Source organism: Streptomyces sp. NPDC086835 (assembly GCF_044745705.1).
Taxonomy (GTDB): Bacteria; Actinomycetota; Actinomycetes; order Streptomycetales; family Streptomycetaceae; genus Streptomyces.
Genome location: NZ_JBIVAU010000002.1, coordinates 172,687 through 192,141 on the forward strand (window position 1 = coordinate 172,687; position 19,455 = coordinate 192,141).

The 19,455-nt window shown below is 68.9% G+C and carries 14 protein-coding genes; 11 read left to right on the top strand and 3 right to left on the bottom strand.

From position 1 onward, the window contains the following. The first annotated feature begins 25 nt into the window (after window positions 1-25). The 5 genes from ACIPJI_RS06905 to tuf all read left to right on the top strand — a co-directional run bounded on the left by ACIPJI_RS06905 (window position 26) and on the right by tuf (window position 8,858). Window positions 26-3,925, top strand: a complete 3,900-nt coding sequence (locus tag ACIPJI_RS06905) for a DNA-directed RNA polymerase subunit beta' (protein ID WP_307707788.1) — start codon at window positions 26-28, stop codon at window positions 3,923-3,925. A 575-nt stretch (window positions 3,926-4,500) separates the two neighbouring features. After that, on the top strand, window positions 4,501-4,872 hold the full coding sequence (rpsL, locus tag ACIPJI_RS06910; RefSeq protein ID WP_003948652.1) for a 30S ribosomal protein S12: 372 nt from the start codon (window positions 4,501-4,503) through the stop codon (window positions 4,870-4,872). A 2-nt stretch (window positions 4,873-4,874) separates the two neighbouring features. After that, window positions 4,875-5,345, top strand: a complete 471-nt coding sequence (gene rpsG, locus ACIPJI_RS06915) for a 30S ribosomal protein S7 (RefSeq protein ID WP_100108597.1) — start codon at window positions 4,875-4,877, stop codon at window positions 5,343-5,345. A 38-nt stretch (window positions 5,346-5,383) separates the two neighbouring features. Then, a complete protein-coding gene (gene fusA / locus ACIPJI_RS06920) occupies window positions 5,384-7,510 on the top strand; it encodes an elongation factor G (protein ID WP_356620550.1) in 2,127 nt (708 codons plus the stop codon). A gap of 154 nt (window positions 7,511-7,664) precedes the next feature. Continuing rightward, on the top strand, window positions 7,665-8,858 hold the full coding sequence (gene tuf / locus ACIPJI_RS06925) for an elongation factor Tu (protein WP_005313609.1): 1,194 nt from the start codon (window positions 7,665-7,667) through the stop codon (window positions 8,856-8,858). Window positions 8,859-8,977: 119 nt separating this feature from the next. Here tuf and ACIPJI_RS06930 read toward each other — a convergent pair whose 3' ends face one another. The 3 genes from ACIPJI_RS06930 to ACIPJI_RS06940 all read right to left on the bottom strand — a co-directional run bounded on the left by ACIPJI_RS06930 (window position 8,978) and on the right by ACIPJI_RS06940 (window position 15,755). Continuing rightward, complete coding sequence (locus ACIPJI_RS06930; protein ID WP_402244898.1) at window positions 8,978-11,128, bottom strand: PIG-L family deacetylase; 2,151 nt, start codon at window positions 11,126-11,128, stop codon at window positions 8,978-8,980. A gap of 229 nt (window positions 11,129-11,357) precedes the next feature. Further along, window positions 11,358-14,111, bottom strand: a complete 2,754-nt coding sequence (locus ACIPJI_RS06935) for a poly(A) polymerase (RefSeq protein WP_402244900.1) — start codon at window positions 14,109-14,111, stop codon at window positions 11,358-11,360. Between the two features lie 3 nt (window positions 14,112-14,114). Further along, complete coding sequence (locus tag ACIPJI_RS06940; RefSeq protein ID WP_402244902.1) at window positions 14,115-15,755, bottom strand: RNA ligase family protein; 1,641 nt, start codon at window positions 15,753-15,755, stop codon at window positions 14,115-14,117. A 564-nt stretch (window positions 15,756-16,319) separates the two neighbouring features. Here ACIPJI_RS06940 and rpsJ point away from each other — a divergent pair. From rpsJ to rpsS, 6 genes are read left to right on the top strand one after another with little or no spacing between them, the layout of a single operon-like run. Further along, complete coding sequence (rpsJ, locus tag ACIPJI_RS06945) at window positions 16,320-16,628, top strand: 30S ribosomal protein S10 (RefSeq protein WP_003948644.1); 309 nt, start codon at window positions 16,320-16,322, stop codon at window positions 16,626-16,628. A gap of 14 nt (window positions 16,629-16,642) precedes the next feature. After that, window positions 16,643-17,287 carry a 50S ribosomal protein L3 gene (rplC, locus tag ACIPJI_RS06950; RefSeq protein ID WP_005313592.1) on the top strand — a complete coding sequence of 215 codons (645 nt, stop codon included), beginning with the start codon at window positions 16,643-16,645 and terminating at the stop codon, window positions 17,285-17,287. A 5-nt stretch (window positions 17,288-17,292) separates the two neighbouring features. Beyond that, window positions 17,293-17,943: a 50S ribosomal protein L4 gene (gene rplD, locus ACIPJI_RS06955; protein ID WP_037773993.1), complete on the top strand. Its 651-nt coding sequence runs from the start codon at window positions 17,293-17,295 to the stop codon at window positions 17,941-17,943. Beyond that, window positions 17,943-18,266, top strand: a complete 324-nt coding sequence (rplW, locus tag ACIPJI_RS06960) for a 50S ribosomal protein L23 (RefSeq protein ID WP_005313587.1) — start codon at window positions 17,943-17,945, stop codon at window positions 18,264-18,266. The genes rplD and rplW overlap by 1 nt, the downstream gene beginning before the upstream one ends. A 52-nt stretch (window positions 18,267-18,318) precedes the next feature. Further along, window positions 18,319-19,155, top strand: coding sequence for a 50S ribosomal protein L2 (gene rplB, locus ACIPJI_RS06965; RefSeq protein WP_005313586.1), 837 nt, complete (start codon window positions 18,319-18,321; stop codon window positions 19,153-19,155). A 12-nt stretch (window positions 19,156-19,167) separates the two neighbouring features. Then, window positions 19,168-19,449 (top strand): 30S ribosomal protein S19, encoded by a 282-nt coding sequence (rpsS, locus tag ACIPJI_RS06970; RefSeq protein WP_003956461.1) that lies wholly within the window; start codon window positions 19,168-19,170, stop codon window positions 19,447-19,449. Window positions 19,450-19,455 lie beyond the last annotated feature (6 nt).

The window sequence follows — 19,455 nt, forward strand, 5'->3', positions numbered from 1 at the left end:
ACCCCGAAAGAGGGATTGACGCACAGTGCTCGACGTCAACTTCTTCGACGAGCTGCGGATCGGCCTTGCCACCGCGGACGACATCAGGACCTGGTCCCACGGCGAGGTCAAGAAGCCCGAGACCATCAACTACCGCACGCTCAAGCCCGAGAAGGACGGACTCTTCTGCGAGAAGATCTTCGGTCCTACCCGGGACTGGGAGTGCTACTGCGGCAAGTACAAGCGTGTCCGCTTCAAGGGCATCATCTGTGAGCGGTGTGGCGTCGAGGTCACCCGCGCCAAGGTGCGGCGTGAGCGGATGGGCCACATCGAGCTCGCCGCTCCCGTGACCCACATCTGGTACTTCAAGGGTGTCCCGTCGCGTCTGGGCTACCTGCTGGACCTGGCGCCGAAGGACCTCGAGAAGGTCATCTACTTCGCCGCGTACATGATCACGTTCGTGGACGAGGAGCGCCGCACGCGCGACCTGCCGTCGCTGGAGGCCCACGTCTCCGTCGAGCGCCAGCAGGTCGAGAACCGCCGCGACGCCGACCTCGAGGCCCGTGCCAAGAAGCTCGAGACCGACCTGGCCGAGCTCGAGGCCGAGGGCGCCAAGGCCGACGTGCGCCGCAAGGTGCGCGAGGGTGCCGAGCGCGAGATGAAGCAGCTGCGTGACCGCGCCCAGCGCGAGATCGACCGTCTCGACGAGGTGTGGAACCGCTTCAAGAACCTCAAGGTCCAGGACCTCGAGGGTGACGAGCTGCTCTACCGCGAGCTGCGTGACCGCTTCGGTACGTACTTCGACGGCTCGATGGGTGCCGCGGCGCTGCAGAAGCGCCTGGAGTCCTTCGACCTGAACGAGGAGGCCGAGCGTCTCCGCGAGATCATCCGCACCGGCAAGGGCCAGAAGAAGACCCGTGCGCTCAAGCGCCTCAAGGTCGTCTCCGCGTTCCTGCAGACGTCCAACAGCCCCAAGGGCATGGTGCTCGACTGCGTGCCGGTCATCCCGCCGGACCTTCGTCCGATGGTGCAGCTGGACGGTGGCCGCTTCGCGACCTCCGACCTGAACGACCTGTACCGCCGTGTGATCAACCGCAACAACCGTCTGAAGCGTCTGCTCGACCTCGGTGCCCCCGAGATCATCGTGAACAACGAGAAGCGGATGCTCCAGGAGGCGGTCGACGCCCTCTTCGACAACGGCCGTCGTGGTCGCCCGGTCACGGGCCCCGGCAACCGTCCGCTGAAGTCCCTCAGCGACATGCTGAAGGGTAAGCAGGGTCGTTTCCGTCAGAACCTGCTCGGTAAGCGTGTCGACTACTCGGCGCGTTCCGTCATCGTCGTCGGCCCCCAGCTGAAGCTGCACCAGTGCGGTCTGCCCAAGGCCATGGCGCTGGAGCTCTTCAAGCCGTTCGTGATGAAGCGCCTGGTGGACCTGAACCACGCGCAGAACATCAAGTCGGCCAAGCGCATGGTCGAGCGTGGCCGCACCGTGGTGTACGACGTCCTCGAAGAGGTCATCGCCGAGCACCCGGTGCTGCTGAACCGTGCGCCCACGCTGCACCGCCTCGGCATCCAGGCCTTCGAGCCGCAGCTGGTCGAGGGCAAGGCCATCCAGATCCACCCGCTCGTCTGCACCGCGTTCAACGCGGACTTCGACGGTGACCAGATGGCCGTGCACCTGCCGCTCTCCGCGGAGGCGCAGGCCGAGGCCCGCATCCTGATGCTGTCCTCGAACAACATCCTCAAGCCGGCCGACGGCCGTCCGGTCACCATGCCGACCCAGGACATGGTGCTGGGCCTCTTCTTCCTGACCACGGACGAGGAGGAGCGCAAGGTCATCGGTGAGGGCCGTTCCTTCGGTTCCACCGCCGAGGCGATCATGGCGTTCGACGCCCGGGAGCTCTCGCTCCAGGCGAAGATCGACATCCGTTTCCCGGTCGGCACCATCCCGCCGCGCGGCTGGACCCCGCCGGCGCAGGAAGAGGGCGAGCCGGAGTGGCAGCAGGGTGACTCGTTCCGTCTGCGGACGACCCTGGGCCGCGCGCTCTTCAACGAGCTGCTGCCCGAGGACTACCCGTTCGTCGACTACTCGGTGGGCAAGAAGCAGCTCTCCGAGATCGTCAACGACCTGGCCGAGCGCTACCCCAAGGTCATCGTGGCGGCGACGCTCGACAACCTGAAGGCGGCCGGCTTCTACTGGGCGACCCGTTCCGGTGTCACCGTGGCCATCTCCGACGTCGTCGTTCCCGAGGCGAAGAAGGCGATCGTCAAGGGTTACGAGGAGCAGGACGAGAAGGTCCAGAAGCAGTACGAGCGCGGTCTGATCACCAAGGACGAGCGCACCCAGGAGCTCATCGCGATCTGGACCAAGGCGACCAACGAGGTTGCCGAGGCGATGAACGCGAACTTCCCGAAGACCAACCCCATCTTCATGATGGTCAACTCGGGTGCTCGTGGAAACATGATGCAGATGCGTCAGATCGCCGGTATGCGTGGTCTGGTGTCCAACGCCAAGAACGAGACCATCCCGCGTCCGATCAAGGCGTCCTTCCGCGAGGGTCTGTCCGTGCTGGAGTACTTCATCTCCACGCACGGTGCCCGTAAGGGTCTGGCGGACACCGCCCTGCGTACCGCCGACTCGGGTTACCTGACCCGTCGTCTGGTGGACGTCTCGCAGGACGTCATCATCCGCGAGGAGGACTGCGGCACCGACCGTGGCCTCAAGCTCAAGATCGCGGAGCGTGGCGCCGACGGCACCCTGCGCAAGACCGAGGACGTCGAGACCTCTGTCTACGCCCGGATGCTCGCCGAGGACGTCGTCGTCGACGGCAAGGTCATCGCGCCTGCCAACGTCGACCTCGGTGACGTGCTCATCGACGCGCTCGTCGCGGCCGGTGTGGAGGAGGTCAAGACCCGCTCGGTCCTGACCTGTGAGTCCGCGGTCGGCACCTGTGCGTACTGCTACGGCCGTTCGCTCGCGACCGGCAAGCTGGTCGACATCGGTGAGGCGGTCGGCATCATCGCCGCCCAGTCCATCGGTGAGCCCGGCACGCAGCTGACGATGCGTACCTTCCACACCGGTGGTGTGGCCGGTGACGACATCACCCAGGGTCTGCCCCGTGTCGTCGAGCTCTTCGAGGCTCGTACGCCCAAGGGTGTCGCCCCGATCTCGGAGGCGGCCGGCCGCGTCCGTATCGAGGAGACCGAGAAGACCAAGAAGATCGTCGTCACTCCGGACGACGGCAGCGACGAGACGGCGTTCCCGATCTCGAAGCGTGCCCGTCTGCTGGTCGGCGAGGGCGATCACGTCGAGGTGGGCCAGAAGCTCACCGTGGGTGCCACCAACCCGCACGACGTGCTCCGCATCCTCGGCCAGCGCGCGGTCCAGGTCCACCTGGTCGGCGAGGTCCAGAAGGTCTACAACTCGCAGGGTGTGTCGATCCACGACAAGCACATCGAGATCATCATCCGGCAGATGCTGCGCCGTGTGACGATCATCGAGTCCGGCGACGCGGAGCTGCTGCCGGGCGAGCTGGTCGAGCGCTCGAAGTTCGAGACCGAGAACCGTCGTGTGGTCACCGAGGGCGGTCACCCCGCCTCCGGCCGTCCGCAGCTGATGGGTATCACCAAGGCCTCGCTGGCGACCGAGTCCTGGCTGTCGGCGGCGTCCTTCCAGGAGACGACCAGGGTTCTGACGGACGCGGCGATCAACGCCAAGTCCGACTCCCTGATCGGCCTCAAGGAGAATGTCATCATCGGTAAGCTCATCCCGGCCGGTACGGGTCTGTCCCGCTACCGCAACATCCGGGTCGAGCCGACCGAGGAGGCCAAGGCCGCGATGTACTCGGCCGTCGGCTACGACGACATCGACTACTCGCCGTTCGGCACGGGCTCCGGCCAGGCCGTTCCGCTGGAGGACTACGACTACGGTCCGTACAACCAGTAGTAGGTCGTGAGGAAGGGCGGTCACCCCGTGCGGGGTGGCCGCCCTTCTTCGTGTTTCCTCGCGCTTCTTCGTGGGCCGGAGCCGGCGCGGGCGGACGTGGTGCGCGACAGCCCCAGGCGCGGCTCTCCGGGCCGACGGGACGGCAGCTGCGGAGCGGCTCGCGCGGCGGCAGGCGTGGCTGGAGGGGCTCAGGCGGACGGCTTCCGCCCCCCCGTGCCGGAGGAGCCTCCACCCGGTGACCGGCGATCCGCACAGGCACCGGCGGCCAGGCCGGACACCTCCGCCAAGATGGCCGAAAACCATTGCAAATCAGCCCCGGCCCCGCGTGCGGATCCGGCCCCTGGGCATTTGTTTTGACCGGAGTGGATGCGGTAGGTACGCTCAGACCTTGTGCCTGGGGTGTGCCTGGGCTCGTGTGCGTGTCTTCAACCGCATGGCGAGTCAGATACCGGCCACCGCAATCTGCGCTTCTTCCGCTTGGCGGCGGAGGTCCGCAGTATTCGACACACCCGACCGCGTGGGTCGGCGACGTTCCAGGTTAGCTTCACTGACGGCACACAGAAACCGGAGAAGTAGTGCCTACGATCCAGCAGCTGGTCCGTAAGGGCCGGCAGGACAAGGTCGAGAAGAACAAGACGCCCGCACTCGAGGGTTCCCCTCAGCGCCGCGGCGTCTGCACGCGTGTGTTCACGACCACCCCGAAGAAGCCGAACTCGGCCCTGCGTAAGGTCGCGCGTGTGCGTCTGACCTCCGGCATCGAGGTCACGGCCTACATCCCGGGTGAGGGACACAACCTGCAGGAGCACTCCATCGTGCTCGTGCGTGGTGGCCGTGTGAAGGACCTGCCGGGTGTTCGTTACAAGATCATCCGCGGTTCGCTCGACACCCAGGGTGTCAAGAACCGCAAGCAGGCCCGCAGCCGCTACGGCGCCAAGAAGGAGAAGTAAGAATGCCTCGTAAGGGCCCCGCCCCGAAGCGCCCGGTCATCATCGACCCGGTTTACGGTTCTCCTCTGGTGACCTCGCTCATCAACAAGATTCTGCTCAACGGCAAGCGTTCCACCGCTGAGCGCATCGTCTACGGCGCCATGGAAGGCCTCCGCGAGAAGACCGGCAACGACCCGGTCATCACGCTGAAGCGCGCCCTCGAGAACGTCAAGCCGGCGCTCGAGGTCAAGTCCCGCCGTGTCGGTGGCGCCACCTACCAGGTCCCGGTCGAGGTCAAGCCCGGCCGCGCCTCCACGCTGGCGCTGCGCTGGCTGGTCGGTTACTCCCGCGCCCGTCGCGAGAAGACCATGACCGAGCGCCTCATGAACGAGCTGCTCGACGCCTCCAACGGCCTCGGCGCTTCGGTCAAGAAGCGTGAGGACACGCACAAGATGGCCGAGTCCAACAAGGCCTTCGCGCACTACCGCTGGTAGTCGCTACCCACATCGAGACCGAGAGAAGATTGAGCCTTATGGCCACCACTTCGCTTGACCTGGCCAAGGTCCGCAACATTGGGATCATGGCCCACATCGACGCGGGCAAGACGACGACCACCGAGCGCATCCTGTTCTACACCGGTGTGAGCTACAAGATCGGTGAGGTCCACGACGGCGCTGCCACGATGGACTGGATGGAGCAGGAGCAGGAGCGCGGCATCACGATCACGTCCGCCGCGACGACCTGTCACTGGCCGCTCGAGGACGTCGATCACACCATCAACATCATCGACACCCCGGGTCACGTCGACTTCACCGTCGAGGTGGAGCGTTCGCTTCGTGTCCTCGACGGTGCCGTCACGGTGTTCGACGGTGTCGCCGGTGTCGAGCCCCAGTCCGAGACTGTCTGGCGCCAGGCGGACCGCTACGGTGTTCCGCGTATCTGCTTCGTCAACAAGCTCGACCGCACCGGTGCCGAGTTCCACCGCTGTGTCGACATGATCAGCGACCGCCTGGGCGCGACGCCGATCGTCATGCAGCTGCCGATCGGTGCCGAGGCCGACTTCAAGGGCGTCGTCGACCTGGTTCGTATGAAGGCCCTCGTGTGGTCCGCCGAGGCCACCAAGGGCGAGATGTACGACGTCGTCGACATCCCGGCCACCCACACCGAGGCTGCCGACGAGTGGCGCGGCAAGCTCCTCGAGACGGTCGCCGAGAACGACGAAGAGATCATGGAGCTGTACCTCGAGGGCCAGGAGCCTTCCGAGGAGCAGCTGTACGCCGCGATCCGTCGTATCACCATCGCGTCCGGCGTCTCCAAGGACACCACGGTCACCCCGGTGTTCTGCGGTACCGCCTTCAAGAACAAGGGCGTTCAGCCCCTGCTCGACGCGGTCGTGCGCTACCTCCCCTCCCCCCTGGACGTCGAGGCCATCGAGGGCCACGACGTGAAGGACCCGGAGACGGTCGTCAAGCGCAAGCCGTCCGACGACGAGCCGCTGTCGGCCCTCGCGTTCAAGATCGCGAGCGACCCGCACCTCGGCAAGCTCACCTTCGTCCGGATCTACTCCGGTCGCCTGGACTCCGGCACCGCGGTGCTGAACTCCGTCAAGGGCAAGAAGGAGCGCATCGGCAAGATCTACCGCATGCACGCGAACAAGCGTGAGGAGATCGAGTCGGTGGGCGCCGGCGACATCGTCGCCGTCATGGGCCTGAAGCAGACCACCACCGGTGAGACGCTGTGCGACGAGAAGAACCCGGTGATCCTGGAGTCCATGGACTTCCCGGCGCCGGTCATCCAGGTCGCGATCGAGCCCAAGTCCAAGGGTGACCAGGAGAAGCTGGGTGTCGCCATCCAGCGTCTCGCGGAGGAGGACCCCTCCTTCCAGGTTCACTCGGACGAGGAGACCGGCCAGACCATCATCGGTGGTATGGGCGAGCTGCACCTCGAGGTGCTGGTCGACCGTATGCGCCGTGAGTTCAAGGTCGAGGCGAATGTCGGTAAGCCGCAGGTGGCATACCGTGAGACGATCCGTAAGGGCGTCGAGCGCCACGACTACACGCACAAGAAGCAGACCGGTGGTACCGGTCAGTTCGCCAAGGTGCAGATCGCGATCGAGCCGATCGAGGGCGGCGACGCCTCGTACGAGTTCGTGAACAAGGTCACCGGTGGCCGCATCCCCAAGGAATACATCCCCTCGGTGGACGCGGGCGCGCAGGAGGCCATGCAGTTCGGCATCCTGGCCGGCTACGAGATGACGGGCGTTCGCGTCATTCTTCTCGACGGTGGCTACCACGAGGTCGACTCCTCCGAGCTCGCGTTCAAGATCGCCGGTTCGCAGGCCTTCAAGGAGGCCGCGCGTAAGGCCAGCCCCGTGCTGCTCGAGCCGATGATGGCCGTAGAGGTCACCACGCCCGAGGACTACATGGGCGAGGTCATCGGTGACATCAACTCCCGCCGTGGTCAGATTCAGGCCATGGAGGAGCGGATGGGCGCCCGGATCGTCAAGGGTCTGGTGCCGCTTTCGGAGATGTTCGGCTACGTCGGAGACCTCCGCAGCAAGACTTCGGGTCGCGCAAGCTACTCGATGCAGTTCGACTCCTACGCCGAGGTTCCCCGGAACGTCGCCGAGGAGATCATCGCGAAGGCCAAGGGCGAGTAACTCTCCCGAGTTCACGCTTTAGGCTTGTCACCGGAGCCTCCAGGGGCATTCCAGTCGCATCACGGCGGGAATGCCCCCGGGCCCCGGCATCCCAGCAAAGATCACCTGGCGCCGATGAGTAAGGCGTACAGAACCACTCCACAGGAGGACCCCAGTGGCGAAGGCGAAGTTCGAGCGGACTAAGCCGCACGTCAACATCGGCACCATCGGTCACATCGACCACGGTAAGACGACCCTCACGGCCGCCATTACCAAGGTGCTGCACGACGCGTACCCGGACCTGAACGAGGCCTCGGCCTTCGACCAGATCGACAAGGCTCCTGAGGAGCGCCAGCGCGGTATCACCATCTCCATCGCGCACGTCGAGTACCAGACTGAGTCGCGTCACTACGCGCACGTCGACTGCCCCGGTCACGCGGACTACATCAAGAACATGATCACGGGTGCGGCGCAGATGGACGGCGCCATCCTCGTGGTCGCCGCGACCGACGGCCCGATGCCGCAGACCAAGGAGCACGTGCTCCTGGCCCGCCAGGTCGGCGTTCCGTACATCGTCGTCGCCCTGAACAAGGCCGACATGGTGGACGACGAGGAGATCCTGGAGCTCGTCGAGCTCGAGGTGCGTGAGCTCCTCTCCGAGTACGAGTTCCCGGGCGACGACGTTCCCGTCGTCAAGGTCTCGGCGCTCAAGGCTCTCGAGGGCGACAAGGAGTGGGGCCAGTCGGTCCTGAACCTGATGGCCGCCGTCGACGAGGCGATCCCGCAGCCCGAGCGTGACGTCGACAAGCCGTTCCTGATGCCGATCGAGGACGTCTTCACGATCACCGGTCGTGGCACCGTCGTCACCGGTCGTATCGAGCGTGGTGTCCTCAAGGTCAACGAGACCGTCGACATCGTCGGTATCAAGACCGAGAAGACCACCACCACGGTCACCGGCATCGAGATGTTCCGCAAGCTGCTCGACGAGGGCCAGGCGGGCGAGAACGTCGGTCTGCTCCTCCGTGGCATCAAGCGCGAGGACGTCGAGCGCGGCCAGGTCATCATCAAGCCGGGTTCGGTCACGCCGCACACCAGCTTCGAGGCCCAGGCCTACATCCTGTCGAAGGACGAGGGTGGCCGTCACACCCCCTTCTTCAACAACTACCGCCCGCAGTTCTACTTCCGTACCACGGACGTGACCGGCGTCGTGACCCTCCCCGAGGGCACCGAGATGGTCATGCCGGGCGACAACACCACCATGACCGTCGAGCTGATCCAGCCCGTCGCCATGGAGGAGGGCCTCAAGTTCGCCATCCGTGAGGGTGGCCGGACCGTGGGCGCCGGCCAGGTCACCAAGATCAACAAGTAATTGTTGCTCTGACCTGGTAGCTCGCTGAGCTGCAAGAAGGGCCCCGCACCGTCAGGTGCGGGGCCCTTCGTCATGTCCGGCGGGCACCGGGTGGGCCCGTGCCCGCCGGACGTGGCCGGTCAGCCGGTCGCCGTGGCAGTCCCGGGCGACCAGGTCCACGGGTGCGCGTCCGGGCCCATGCCGACCACCCTGACCTTCCCGGCGGGGGTGACGTCCAGCGTGGGCGTGTCCAGCGCCACGGCCCCTGCGGTACGGGTCACCAGCCGGCCCTCGTGCCGCAACTGCACCCGGCCCAGCAGATCCAGGCCCAGCAGGACGGCACGCTCGGGGTCACCGGCCGTGGCGAGGGGTCCGTAACCGTCGAAGCGGACGGCGGGGAGCAGCCTGCCGTCCGAGCTGAAGCGGGTGAGGGCGGAGGAGGCGCTGCCACGGGAGTCCCGCGGGGCCGCCCGCTTCCAGGGCCGCTCCGTCCGGTACAGCAGATGCACGGAACCGTCGGCCTTCGCGAGCGCGGCGGGTGTGTCGACGGCGGCCGGCAGGTCTGCGCCGGGGCGGTGGGTGAGGGGCAGGCCTGGGGCGTCCTGGCTCCAGTGGTGAACGGTGGCGAAGCCCGCGCCGAACAGATGGACTCGGCCGGCCGCGTCCACGACGGCGGTCAGCCCGTCCTGTATCTCGGCGCTGCCGTCGAGGGTCCGCCAGCCGCTCCAGCGGCCGTCCGTTTCCCGGACCCGTGTGCTCACGCCCTTGTCCGCGTTGCGCACGAACAGGTGAACCCGCCCGTCGTGCGCGGTGACGGCCACCGGCACCCCGATCCGCCGGCCCCGGTCGTCATGGCGCTCGGGGTTGCCCAGACCGCGCCAAGCGAGGAAGGGTCCGCCCGCGGAGCGCTGTTCCAGCAGCACTATCTCCCGGGCGTTGTCGCCACCGTGACCGCTGATCGCCGAGAAGCGCAGGGCGAAGAGGAGCTGCCGTCCGTCACCGAGCGCCGCCTGGCCCAGCGTCGGCGCGAGAGGGCCGCCGCCGAGGTCGGCGGGCTGCCCCCACCGGCCGCTCCCGGCCTCCGTCTCCCGCCAGCGCACCGCGCGCAGCCCCAGCACCCCGTACGCGGCCAGCCGTCCGTCCGGTTCTGCGGCGAGGGCCGTGCGCGGGCCGGGATAGCGGTAGTGGGTGGAACGGACCCAGCCCTTCTTGTTGGTCAGGGGCCGGTCGCCGCCCACGTTGTAGTCGCCGCATCCGCCGCTGTTGCCGCAGCTCCAGTCGGCCTCCCCGCCGTACGGCACCAGATGGCCGGCCTTTCGCCGCAGCACGCTGTCCGGCAGGTTCTTCGGCCAGTGCCGGTTGTAGTAGCCGCGGAAGGAGGTGGCGACGAACGCCGGTATCTCGCCGCCGTCGCGGGCCGACTCGGCCACCCACCGGGCCATCGCCGCCCAGCTGAAGGAGGCCACGGCGGTGTGGTCCCCGTGGTCCGAGTAGCCGCGCTGTTCGCTGTCCTTCTTACGGGTGACCTCGTCGCTGTGCTGGATGTCGGGATCAGGGTCCAGGGTCTGCACGACGGTGGGCCGGTAGCGGTCCATCAGCCCGACGAGGACGTCGACGAGCCGGTCGTAGTCGTAACTCTCGATCCTGCGCACCGGGGAGTCGTCGGCGACGACGGTCGGCAGCTCCAGCACCCGGTCCCGCCACAGGTTCGGCAAACCGAGCCGGGCATGGCGGGTGGTGTGCATGGCGAGGTTGAGATAGATCAGGTCGACGCGCCGGGGGCCGACGGCCAGGCTGTTGATCTCCGCCCGCCGGCCGCCGCGCAGCGTCGTTGTGCCCTTCTGCCAGTCCGTGTACTTGGGCAGGCCGAGCAGGGTCGCGTACGCCTGCCGCAGGCCCTGATGACGGGCGGACGAGTACGCGCTCTTGTCCGCGGGGGGACGGGGCCGCCCCGGTGCCTTGTTGACGCCGTCGGCCTCGCCCGCCGTGACGTACACGCAGACGAGGGGGACGCCGGAGTCCAGCATCCGCTGGGTGTCCGGGTTCATGAAGTACAGGTCGTCGTCGGGGTGCGCCAGTATCTGCATCAGCCGGGCGGGCCGTGAGTCGCTTATGGCGATGCCGGGCGCGGGATCGGTGACGGGCCCGGTGCGCCGTGGCGCGGGCACGGAGCACGATGTGAGGGCGGTGGCCGAGCCGGCCACGGCCAGTGCGCCGAGGGCGGCGACGATGGTGCGCCGCCGGGGCCGGGACCTGCTCGGGCGCAGCCCTGACACAGCTCTGTCTTCCACTTGTGGTGCTCCGTCCGGTCCCCCCGCAGCGGCCGGGCGGTGCCCCCGTCTGCGTACTGTGAAATCCCCATGTGGCGGCCGGGCCGGTCGAGCCGACAGCCGCGATCAACTAGACGGGGCGCGGCTGCCGAGGGTTGCCTGGATGTTCGCCATGTGTTCGATCTGACTCGCGACGTCGGGGGGCCGGCTTCGGCGCGCGGCGGCCGTCCGTCCCGCGAGCGTGGGCACGTCACACGAGAGTCGGTACCTCACCGCACAGCGCGTGCTCGACCGTCGTGCCGGTCAGACCTCTGAGCCAGGGGGCGGTGAGATCCGCCAGTCCGGCCGGGTCCGGCGGGGTGGGGCCGAGGCCGACGGCGTAGCGCACGGGGGAGCCGGCGAAGGGGCGCGGCCATGCGTGGACACCGGGCTGCGGCAGCGCCGCCAGCAGCGCCCGCATCCGGCCGCGGACGCGGCCCTCGTCCCCAGGGGCCACGGTCACGACCGCCCAGGTCGCGTGCCGGCGGTGCATCGGGGGAGGGGCGAGCAGCGGTTCGGGGGAGTGGCCGTCCAGGAGCTCCCAGGCCCGGAACAGTTCCTGCGTGATCAGGTCGCGCATGCCCGCGGTGACCTGGTCGGAGCAGGGGCGCACCGGAGCGGTCGGGGTCATGACCGTGACCGGCAGATCCGGGCGCGCCGGGCCGCCGACCGGCTCGCGCCAGTCCCAGGCCGCCCAGGTCGCGAAGAAGTGGCGGAGCAGATCGCCGGGCGGCAGGTCGCCGGCCTCGCGGACGGTACGCGCCGCCAGCACCGACCAGGCGAGGCCCGGCAGCCCGCCGAACGGAGCGGAGTCCAGCCCGCGGGCCTTCGCCCATGCCTTGACCTGGCGGGCCAGGTTCCTGAACGCCTCCCGTCGGCCCGCGACCTCGTCGAGGAGCGCGTCGGCATCGCTCACCGCGCTGAGCGCGACTGCCGCGTCCTCGCTCAGCTCCGCCCGGCGGACGACCGCTTGTGCCGGGTCGAGCGCACCGGTGGCGACGACGGCGAGGTCCACGGAGAGGCCGCCGACGCTCAGCCGCAGGCCGGGGACACGTGCCCCGACCACCTCCCGCACGTCCGTCGCTTCGGGCAGCGCAGCCGTCAACCGGGCTCGTACGCCGACGAGTTCGGGTGTGCCCGGCAGGGCGGCGACCAGGTCCAGATCGGCGCCGGGAAGGGCGCACCCCGCGCGCCGCGAACCGACGAGGTGCACGCACCCGTCCGCGAGTGCCCGCTCGGCCCGCACCCGCACGTCGTCGGCGACGCGCTCGTCCTCCGGCGGGCCGGGCACCTCCGGCGTGCCCGGAGCCTCCGGCACCCACCGAACCTCGCCCGTTCCGAGCGCGACCGTCGCCCGTACCCGCATCGGCTCGCCCGCTCGGCGCGAGAGCAGCACCAGCTCGCCGACCCCGACGGACACGCCGCCGAGCCGGGACGCGCACTCGGCCACCAGAGGCTGCGGATCGCGGGTCCGGCCCAGGCTCAGGTGCGGGGTGAAACCCTCCCGTCGGCCGCGGCAGCGGGGGAACCGCTGCTCCAGGGCGCGGCGCAGCTCCTGCCACGGCTGCTCGCCGGCCGCCGCCGGGTCGAGCCACACGGTCGCGTCCTCGCGGTGCCCGAAGCTGTGCACGCCCTCCAGCCGGGCGTCGAAGGGGGCGACGCCCGCGGCCGCCTCCGCGAGCAGCGGGGCGGCCTCCTCGAAGGCGGACTCCGGCACGAACCCGAAGAGCAGGTTGACGTGCGGCGGCCAGCGGTGGATCTGCGGGTCGTGTTCGCGGCGGACGTCCTGGATCGGTCGCCACACCCCGGCGGGCGGCAGCCAGGCCACGGCCGTACGTGCCGTCGGCCGTACGTCGAGGACGCGGCCTTCCTCCCTCGCGGGGCTCAGGGCGACCTCCACGCCGTAGTGGTCGGAGATGTGCAGCCCCTCAGGGCCCGGGACGTCCCCGCGCAGGACGGCCGAGTCGACCTGGAGCACGTCCGACCGGAGCAGTACGCGATCCAGCCGGGACGCCCGCCCGGTCAGGGACGAGACCGCGGCCAGCGGATTGGCGGCCGGGTCGAAGGTGGGGGTCGCGTCACCGTGTCCGTGCGCATCGCTCCAGGCGTCGCGCATGCCGAGCGTCGTCTGCGGTGCGTCCGTGCCGTCGTTGAAGTCACCCATGAGCACGACGTCCCCGTCGATGCCCGCCAACCCTTCGGCGATCCGGGCCAGTTCCGCGTTCCGGCGGGCGGCGCCGTCCTCGGAGTGGTCACTGGTGAGGTGGGTCGCGGCCACGGTCACCGGACCGCTGCCGGTCTCCACGACGATCGCCGTCACCGCCTTGTGCGGCCCGAGGACGTGGTGGCCCGCTTCCCGTACGGGCAGCCGGCTGAGCAGCAGCAGCCCGCACTCGTCGACGTCACGGCCGCCGGGGTCGGTCGCCACCGTGTACGTGTCCCGTACCCACGGCGTGCGCAGCAGCATGACGAGCAGCTCGGGCTCGGCCTCCTGGAGCGCGACGACGTCCGCGTCCGCCTCGCGGAGGGCGTCGATCAGCAGGGGGCGGCGCACGGCGGTGGCGATGCGGTCGGAGTCGTAGCGGTCCCACAGCGTGTTCCATGTCAGGACGCGCAGGCTCCCCGCGGTGCCTTTGGGGGCGTGCGCCGGCACCCAGCCGTCCCCGTCCCACGCGTACGGCGTCCGTGCTTCGAAGAACGGCGCCCGCAACCGGCGCGCCTCACGCACCCGCCCGGCCTCGGTGTCGTCGATCCGGTCCACGCCCGTGGCCCGGTCCCACACCAGCTCGCCGTCCGCCTCGAAGAACAGCACCCGGTGCCAGGGGATGTCCCCGCCCGGCACGAAGGCCGACAGCGGCATGCGCTTGGGTGCCGCCTCACGCCGGCGCACGCCGATCACGAAGCGGGCCGGGTCGAAGCGCGCGTCCCAGCGGACCCGGTGGTAGATCTCCTCGCTGGTACGCACGGTCTACGCCTCCTCCTCGACGGTCCCGCTCGCCCCGATGTACCAGGTGCGGTGCGCCTGGCCCGGGTACGGGGGGACGAACCGGTGCAGTTGCGAGGTCAGCACCTGCGGCGGCACGGGGTGCTCTCTTTCCAGATTGCGCCGCGCCAGCTCGTCCTCGTCGACCAGCAGCACGGCGTGGGTCGTCAGCGCGTCACGGCGGCGGGCCACCGCGTGCACCAGCGAACGCTGGTGGGGATTGAGGGACGTGGCGTCCCACACCACGGTCCCGCCGCGCGCCAGGGCGGCGTCCAGCAGGTCGAGCCCTTCGCGGAGCACGTCGCCGTTGGCCCTCTGGTCGGCACGCGATCCGCGGGCGCGGCGCAGTTCGTCGAGGGACACCTGCGTGTCCACTCCGCCGAGGCCCCGCGCGAAGGAACTCTTGCCGCTGCCGGACGGGCCCACGAGATGGATCAGCCGGGGGAAGTCGCCCGAGCGCCATCTCCAGGTCGCGGCGGTGGCCTCCGCCGCGCTGCCGATGCGGCCCTCGGCGTACGCCTCGCGGGCCTCGGCCCGGCAGCGGGCCGCCGCGTCGTCGTCCAGATCGGCGAACGCTTCCGTGAGCCCGTCGAGGGGCGCGACGTCCGCGGCGTGCAGCGCGGACCACTCCACCTGCTCCCGCGCCTCCGCCGTCCCGGCGGTCGCCGCGGCCACCGCGTGCAGCACGCCGAGATCGGCGGCGTACGACATCCGCACGAGCCCGGCGCGGCGCTGCTCGTCCGGGTACGGCCGCTGCAGGCCGGCCTGCAGCCCGACCAGGTCGGCGACGCGCCGCGCGAGCGGCAGGCCGAGCAGGGGGGCCAGGCGGGGCGCGAGCGCGGACCGCCGCTCCCGGTGCAGCATCGCCGCCAGTACGCCGGCGAGCCGGGCGTCCCCCGTGCGGCCGCCGGTGTCCAGCCGCGCCACGGCCTCGGCGTCACCGTCGCCCACGCCCAGCGCCCGGGGGTCCGGCGCGGCCCCGGACCGTACGTCCCACAGCGCGGCGCCCGGGCCGAGCCCGTTCGGTACGACGGCCGCGTGCATCCAGTGCGTATCGGTCCGCACATGCCCGGCCCGCACCCACTTGGCGACCCGCTGCCCGAACTCCTCGGCCATGAAGCCGTCGGCGGTGCGGACGACGAACCCCTCCTGCCGGCCCAGGTCCAGCTTCAGGGCCCGCAGCGACCGCTCGTCGAACACCCCGCGCCACAGCACCCGCGGTACGGGGACGCCCAGGTCGCGCAGGAACGCGACGGTCCGGTCCCAGTCCAGGCACCAGCCGAGTTCGTCCCACACGGAGAACCCGTAGAAGTAGCTCTCCAGGTCGTCGTAGGCGATCGAGTGCCGGGCGAACATGTTCTCCCCGCACACCCGCCAGTCCTCCGGGATGCCGTGCGCGACGCGTCCCTGCAGCGCCTTCACCCACGCCCGGGACGGATGATGGGCGGAGTCCAGCGACCGGGCGTGCAGCCCGTCGCGGTACAGCGTGGTGTTCTCCCCGTCGAGCTTCTCGGTGACGACGACCTCTCGCCCGCGCAGCCCGTCGAGATCCGCGACGCGCACGTCGTCCGAGGTCGCACCGGGCGACCACGGCAGATGAGCCGTGCGTGGATAGTGCGTGCGCATGACAGAACCGGCCCCCGTGTCGAATGACTGTCCGGCCACCTTAGGAGCGGCGAGGAGCCCGACTCGACCGAATATCGCTCATGAGCTCGCGCCGGTTCGGCCGTCCTCCGGGGGAGGTCGGGCGACAGGTGAACCGGGCCGCCGGGCCGCCGTCCGGACTGGGGTTCTGCGCGCCGTTGTTTGACACTTAACCCCCGCGGGGTAGTGTTCTCGGCTCGATTGGCCAGGGCGCGGGAGTGTGTGGCAGACTGTCCGGGTTGCTCGGTTGAGTGCCGATGCTGCGCGCCTCCCGCCGGGAGGACCGGAAGCGAGTCCCACAGTACTCGTCGACCTTCGGGTCGGACGTACGGGAATCTTCCGGGAAGTGTCAGCGGGGTACCGGCCAGGCGCTCGGCGGGAGCTCTTCCCCCGATACGCGGTCGCAGGCCGCACCCCTTGGTTGGGAAATCCTTCGGGAGATCTTCGTAGAGGGAGTGCGACACGCCCGACCGCGTGGGTCGGAGAAGAGAGCAAGACCCACCGAGTACCAGAGCGTTTCACTAGACAAAGGACTACTGAGTAGCCATGGCGGGACAGAAGATCCGCATCCGGCTCAAGGCCTACGACCACGAGGTCATCGACTCTTCGGCGAAGAAGATCGTCGAGACGGTGACCCGCACTGGTGCGTCGGTCGCAGGCCCGGTGCCGCTGCCCACTGAGAAGAACGTGTACTGCGTCATCAAGTCGCCGCACAAGTACAAGGACTCGCGCGAGCACTTCGAGATGCGCACGCACAAGCGCCTGATCGACATCCTCGACCCGACGCCCAAGACCGTTGACTCGTTGATGCGCCTGGACCTTCCGGCCGGCGTTGACATCGAGATCAAGCTCTGAGAGGCGCGGAAGAGATGGCAAAGCAGATCAAGGGCGTCCTGGGCGAGAAGCTCGGCATGACCCAGGTCTGGGACGAGAACAACCGTGTCGTCCCGGTGACCGTCGTCAAGGCCGGGCCCTGTGTCGTTACCCAGGTCCGTACGAATGACATCGACGGCTACGAGTCGGTCCAGATCGCCTTCGGCGAGATCGACCCTCGCAAGGTGAACAAGCCCCTCAAGGGCCACTTCGCCAAGGCCGACGTGACCCCCCGCCGCCACCTGGTGGAGCTCCGCACCCCTGACGCCAGCGAGTACACGCTGGGCCAGGAGATCACTGCCGAGGTGTTCGAGTCCGGCGTCAAGGTCGACGTCACGGGCAAGAGCAAGGGCAAGGGCTTCGCCGGTGTCATGAAGCGTCACAACTTCAAGGGCCTCGGCGCCGGTCACGGCACCCAGCGCAAGCACCGCTCTCCCGGCTCCATCGGTGGCTGCGCCACCCCGGGCCGCGTGTTCAAGGGCCTCCGCATGGCGGGCCGCATGGGCAACGAGCGGGTCACCACCCAGAACCTGACCGTTCACGCCGTTGACGCGGAGAAGGGCCTGCTCCTCATCAAGGGCGCAGTTCCTGGTCCGAACGGCGGCCTGGTCCTGGTCCGCACTGCGGCCAAGGGGGCCTGAGGACTATGAGCACCATTGACATCCTGTCGCCCGCGGGCGACAAGTCCGGGACCGTTGAGCTCCCGGCCGAGATCTTCGACGCCAAGGTCAGCATCCCGCTGATCCACCAGGTCGTCGTCGCGCAGCTGGCCGCTGCCCGTCAGGGCACGCACAAGGTCAAGACGCGTGGCGAGGTCCGCGGTGGTGGCAAGAAGCCTTACCGCCAGAAGGGCACCGGCCGCGCCCGTCAGGGTTCGACCCGTGCGCCTCAGTTCGCCGGCGGTGGCGTCGTCCACGGCCCCGTGCCGCGTGACTACTCGCAGCGGACCCCGAAGAAGATGAAGGCCGCCGCCCTGCGCGGTGCCCTCACCGACCGGGCCCGTCACTCCCGTATCCACGTCGTCTCCGGCGTGGTCGAGGGCGAGGTCTCCACCAAGGCAGCGAAGACGCTGTTCGGCAAGATCAGTGAGCGCAAGAACCTGCTCCTGGTCGTCGACCGCGCCGACGAGGCCGCGTGGCTGTCCGCCCGCAACCTGCCCCAGGTGCACATCCTGGAGCCGGGCCAGCTGAACACGTACGACGTGCTCGTCTCCGACGACGTGGTCTTCACCAAGGCCGCTTTCGAGTCCTTCGTGTCTGGCCCCAAGGCCGCTGAGACCGAAGGGAGCGACGTCTGATGTCCGAGGCGACCGTAACCAGCAAGACCTTCACGGACCCGCGCGACGTTCTCGTCAAGCCGGTTGTGTCCGAGAAGAGCTACGCCCTGCTCGACGAGAACAAGTACACCTTCATCGTCGCGCCTGGCTCCAACAAGACCCAGATCAAGCAGGCCGTCGAGGCGGTCTTCTCGGTCAAGGTCACCGGGGTCAACACGATCAACCGTCAGGGCAAGCGCAAGCGCACCCGCACCGGTTTCGGCAAGCGCGCCAACACCAAGCGCGCCATCGTGACCCTTGCCGAGGGCGACCGTATCGACATCTTCGGCGGTCCGACCGCCTGACGGCGGTCGAGATCGTCCAGATTTCGGAATAGTTTCCGAGGACTGAGAGACAATGGGTATCCGCAAGTACAAGCCGACGACTCCGGGCCGTCGTGGCTCCAGCGTCGCCGACTTCGTCGAGATCACGCGGTCCACGCCGGAGAAGTCGCTGGTCCGCCCCCTGCACAGCAAGGGCGGCCGTAACAACACCGGTCGTGTGACCGTCCGTCACCAGGGCGGTGGCCACAAGCGCGCCTACCGCGTGATCGACTTCCGTCGTCACGACAAGGACGGCGTTCCGGCGAAGGTCGCTCACATCGAGTACGACCCCAACCGCACCGCGCGCATCGCGCTTCTGCACTACGCAGACGGCGAGAAGCGCTACATCATCGCCCCCCGTGGCCTGAGCCAGGGCGACCGGGTCGAGAACGGCCCCGGCGCCGACATCAAGCCCGGTAACAACCTGGCGCTGCGCAACATCCCGGTCGGTACGACCATCCACGCCATCGAGCTGCGGCCCGGCGGCGGCGCGAAGTTCGCCCGCTCCGCGGGTGCCTCCGTGCAGCTGCTGGCGAAGGAGGGCCAGATGGCCCACCTGCGTATGCCGTCCGGCGAGATTCGCCTGGTCGACATCCGCTGCCGCGCCACGGTCGGCGAGGTCGGCAACGCCGAGCAGTCGAACATCAACTGGGGCAAGGCCGGCCGTCTGCGCTGGAAGGGCGTTCGCCCGACCGTCCGCGGTGTCGCGATGAACCCGGTTGACCACCCGCACGGTGGTGGTGAGGGCAAGACCTCCGGTGGTCGCCACCCGGTCTCCCCGTGGGGTCAGAAGGAGGGTCGTACTCGTTCTCCCAAGAAGGCGAGCAACAAGTACATCGTCCGCCGCCGCAAGACGAACAAGAAGCGCTAGGAGCGGGTTTAGATGCCGCGCAGTCTCAAGAAGGGGCCCTTCGTCGACGACCACCTGATCAAGAAGGTGGACGTACAGAACGAAGCCGGCACCAAGAACGTCATCAAGACCTGGTCCCGTCGCTCGATGATCGTCCCGGCCATGCTGGGCCACACGATCGCGGTGCACAACGGCAAGACGCATGTCCCGGTGTTCGTCACCGAGTCCATGGTCGGCCACAAGCTCGGCGAGTTCTCGCCGACTCGCACCTTCCGCGGCCACGTCAAGGACGACCGGAAGTCGAAGCGCCGCTAACCGCGG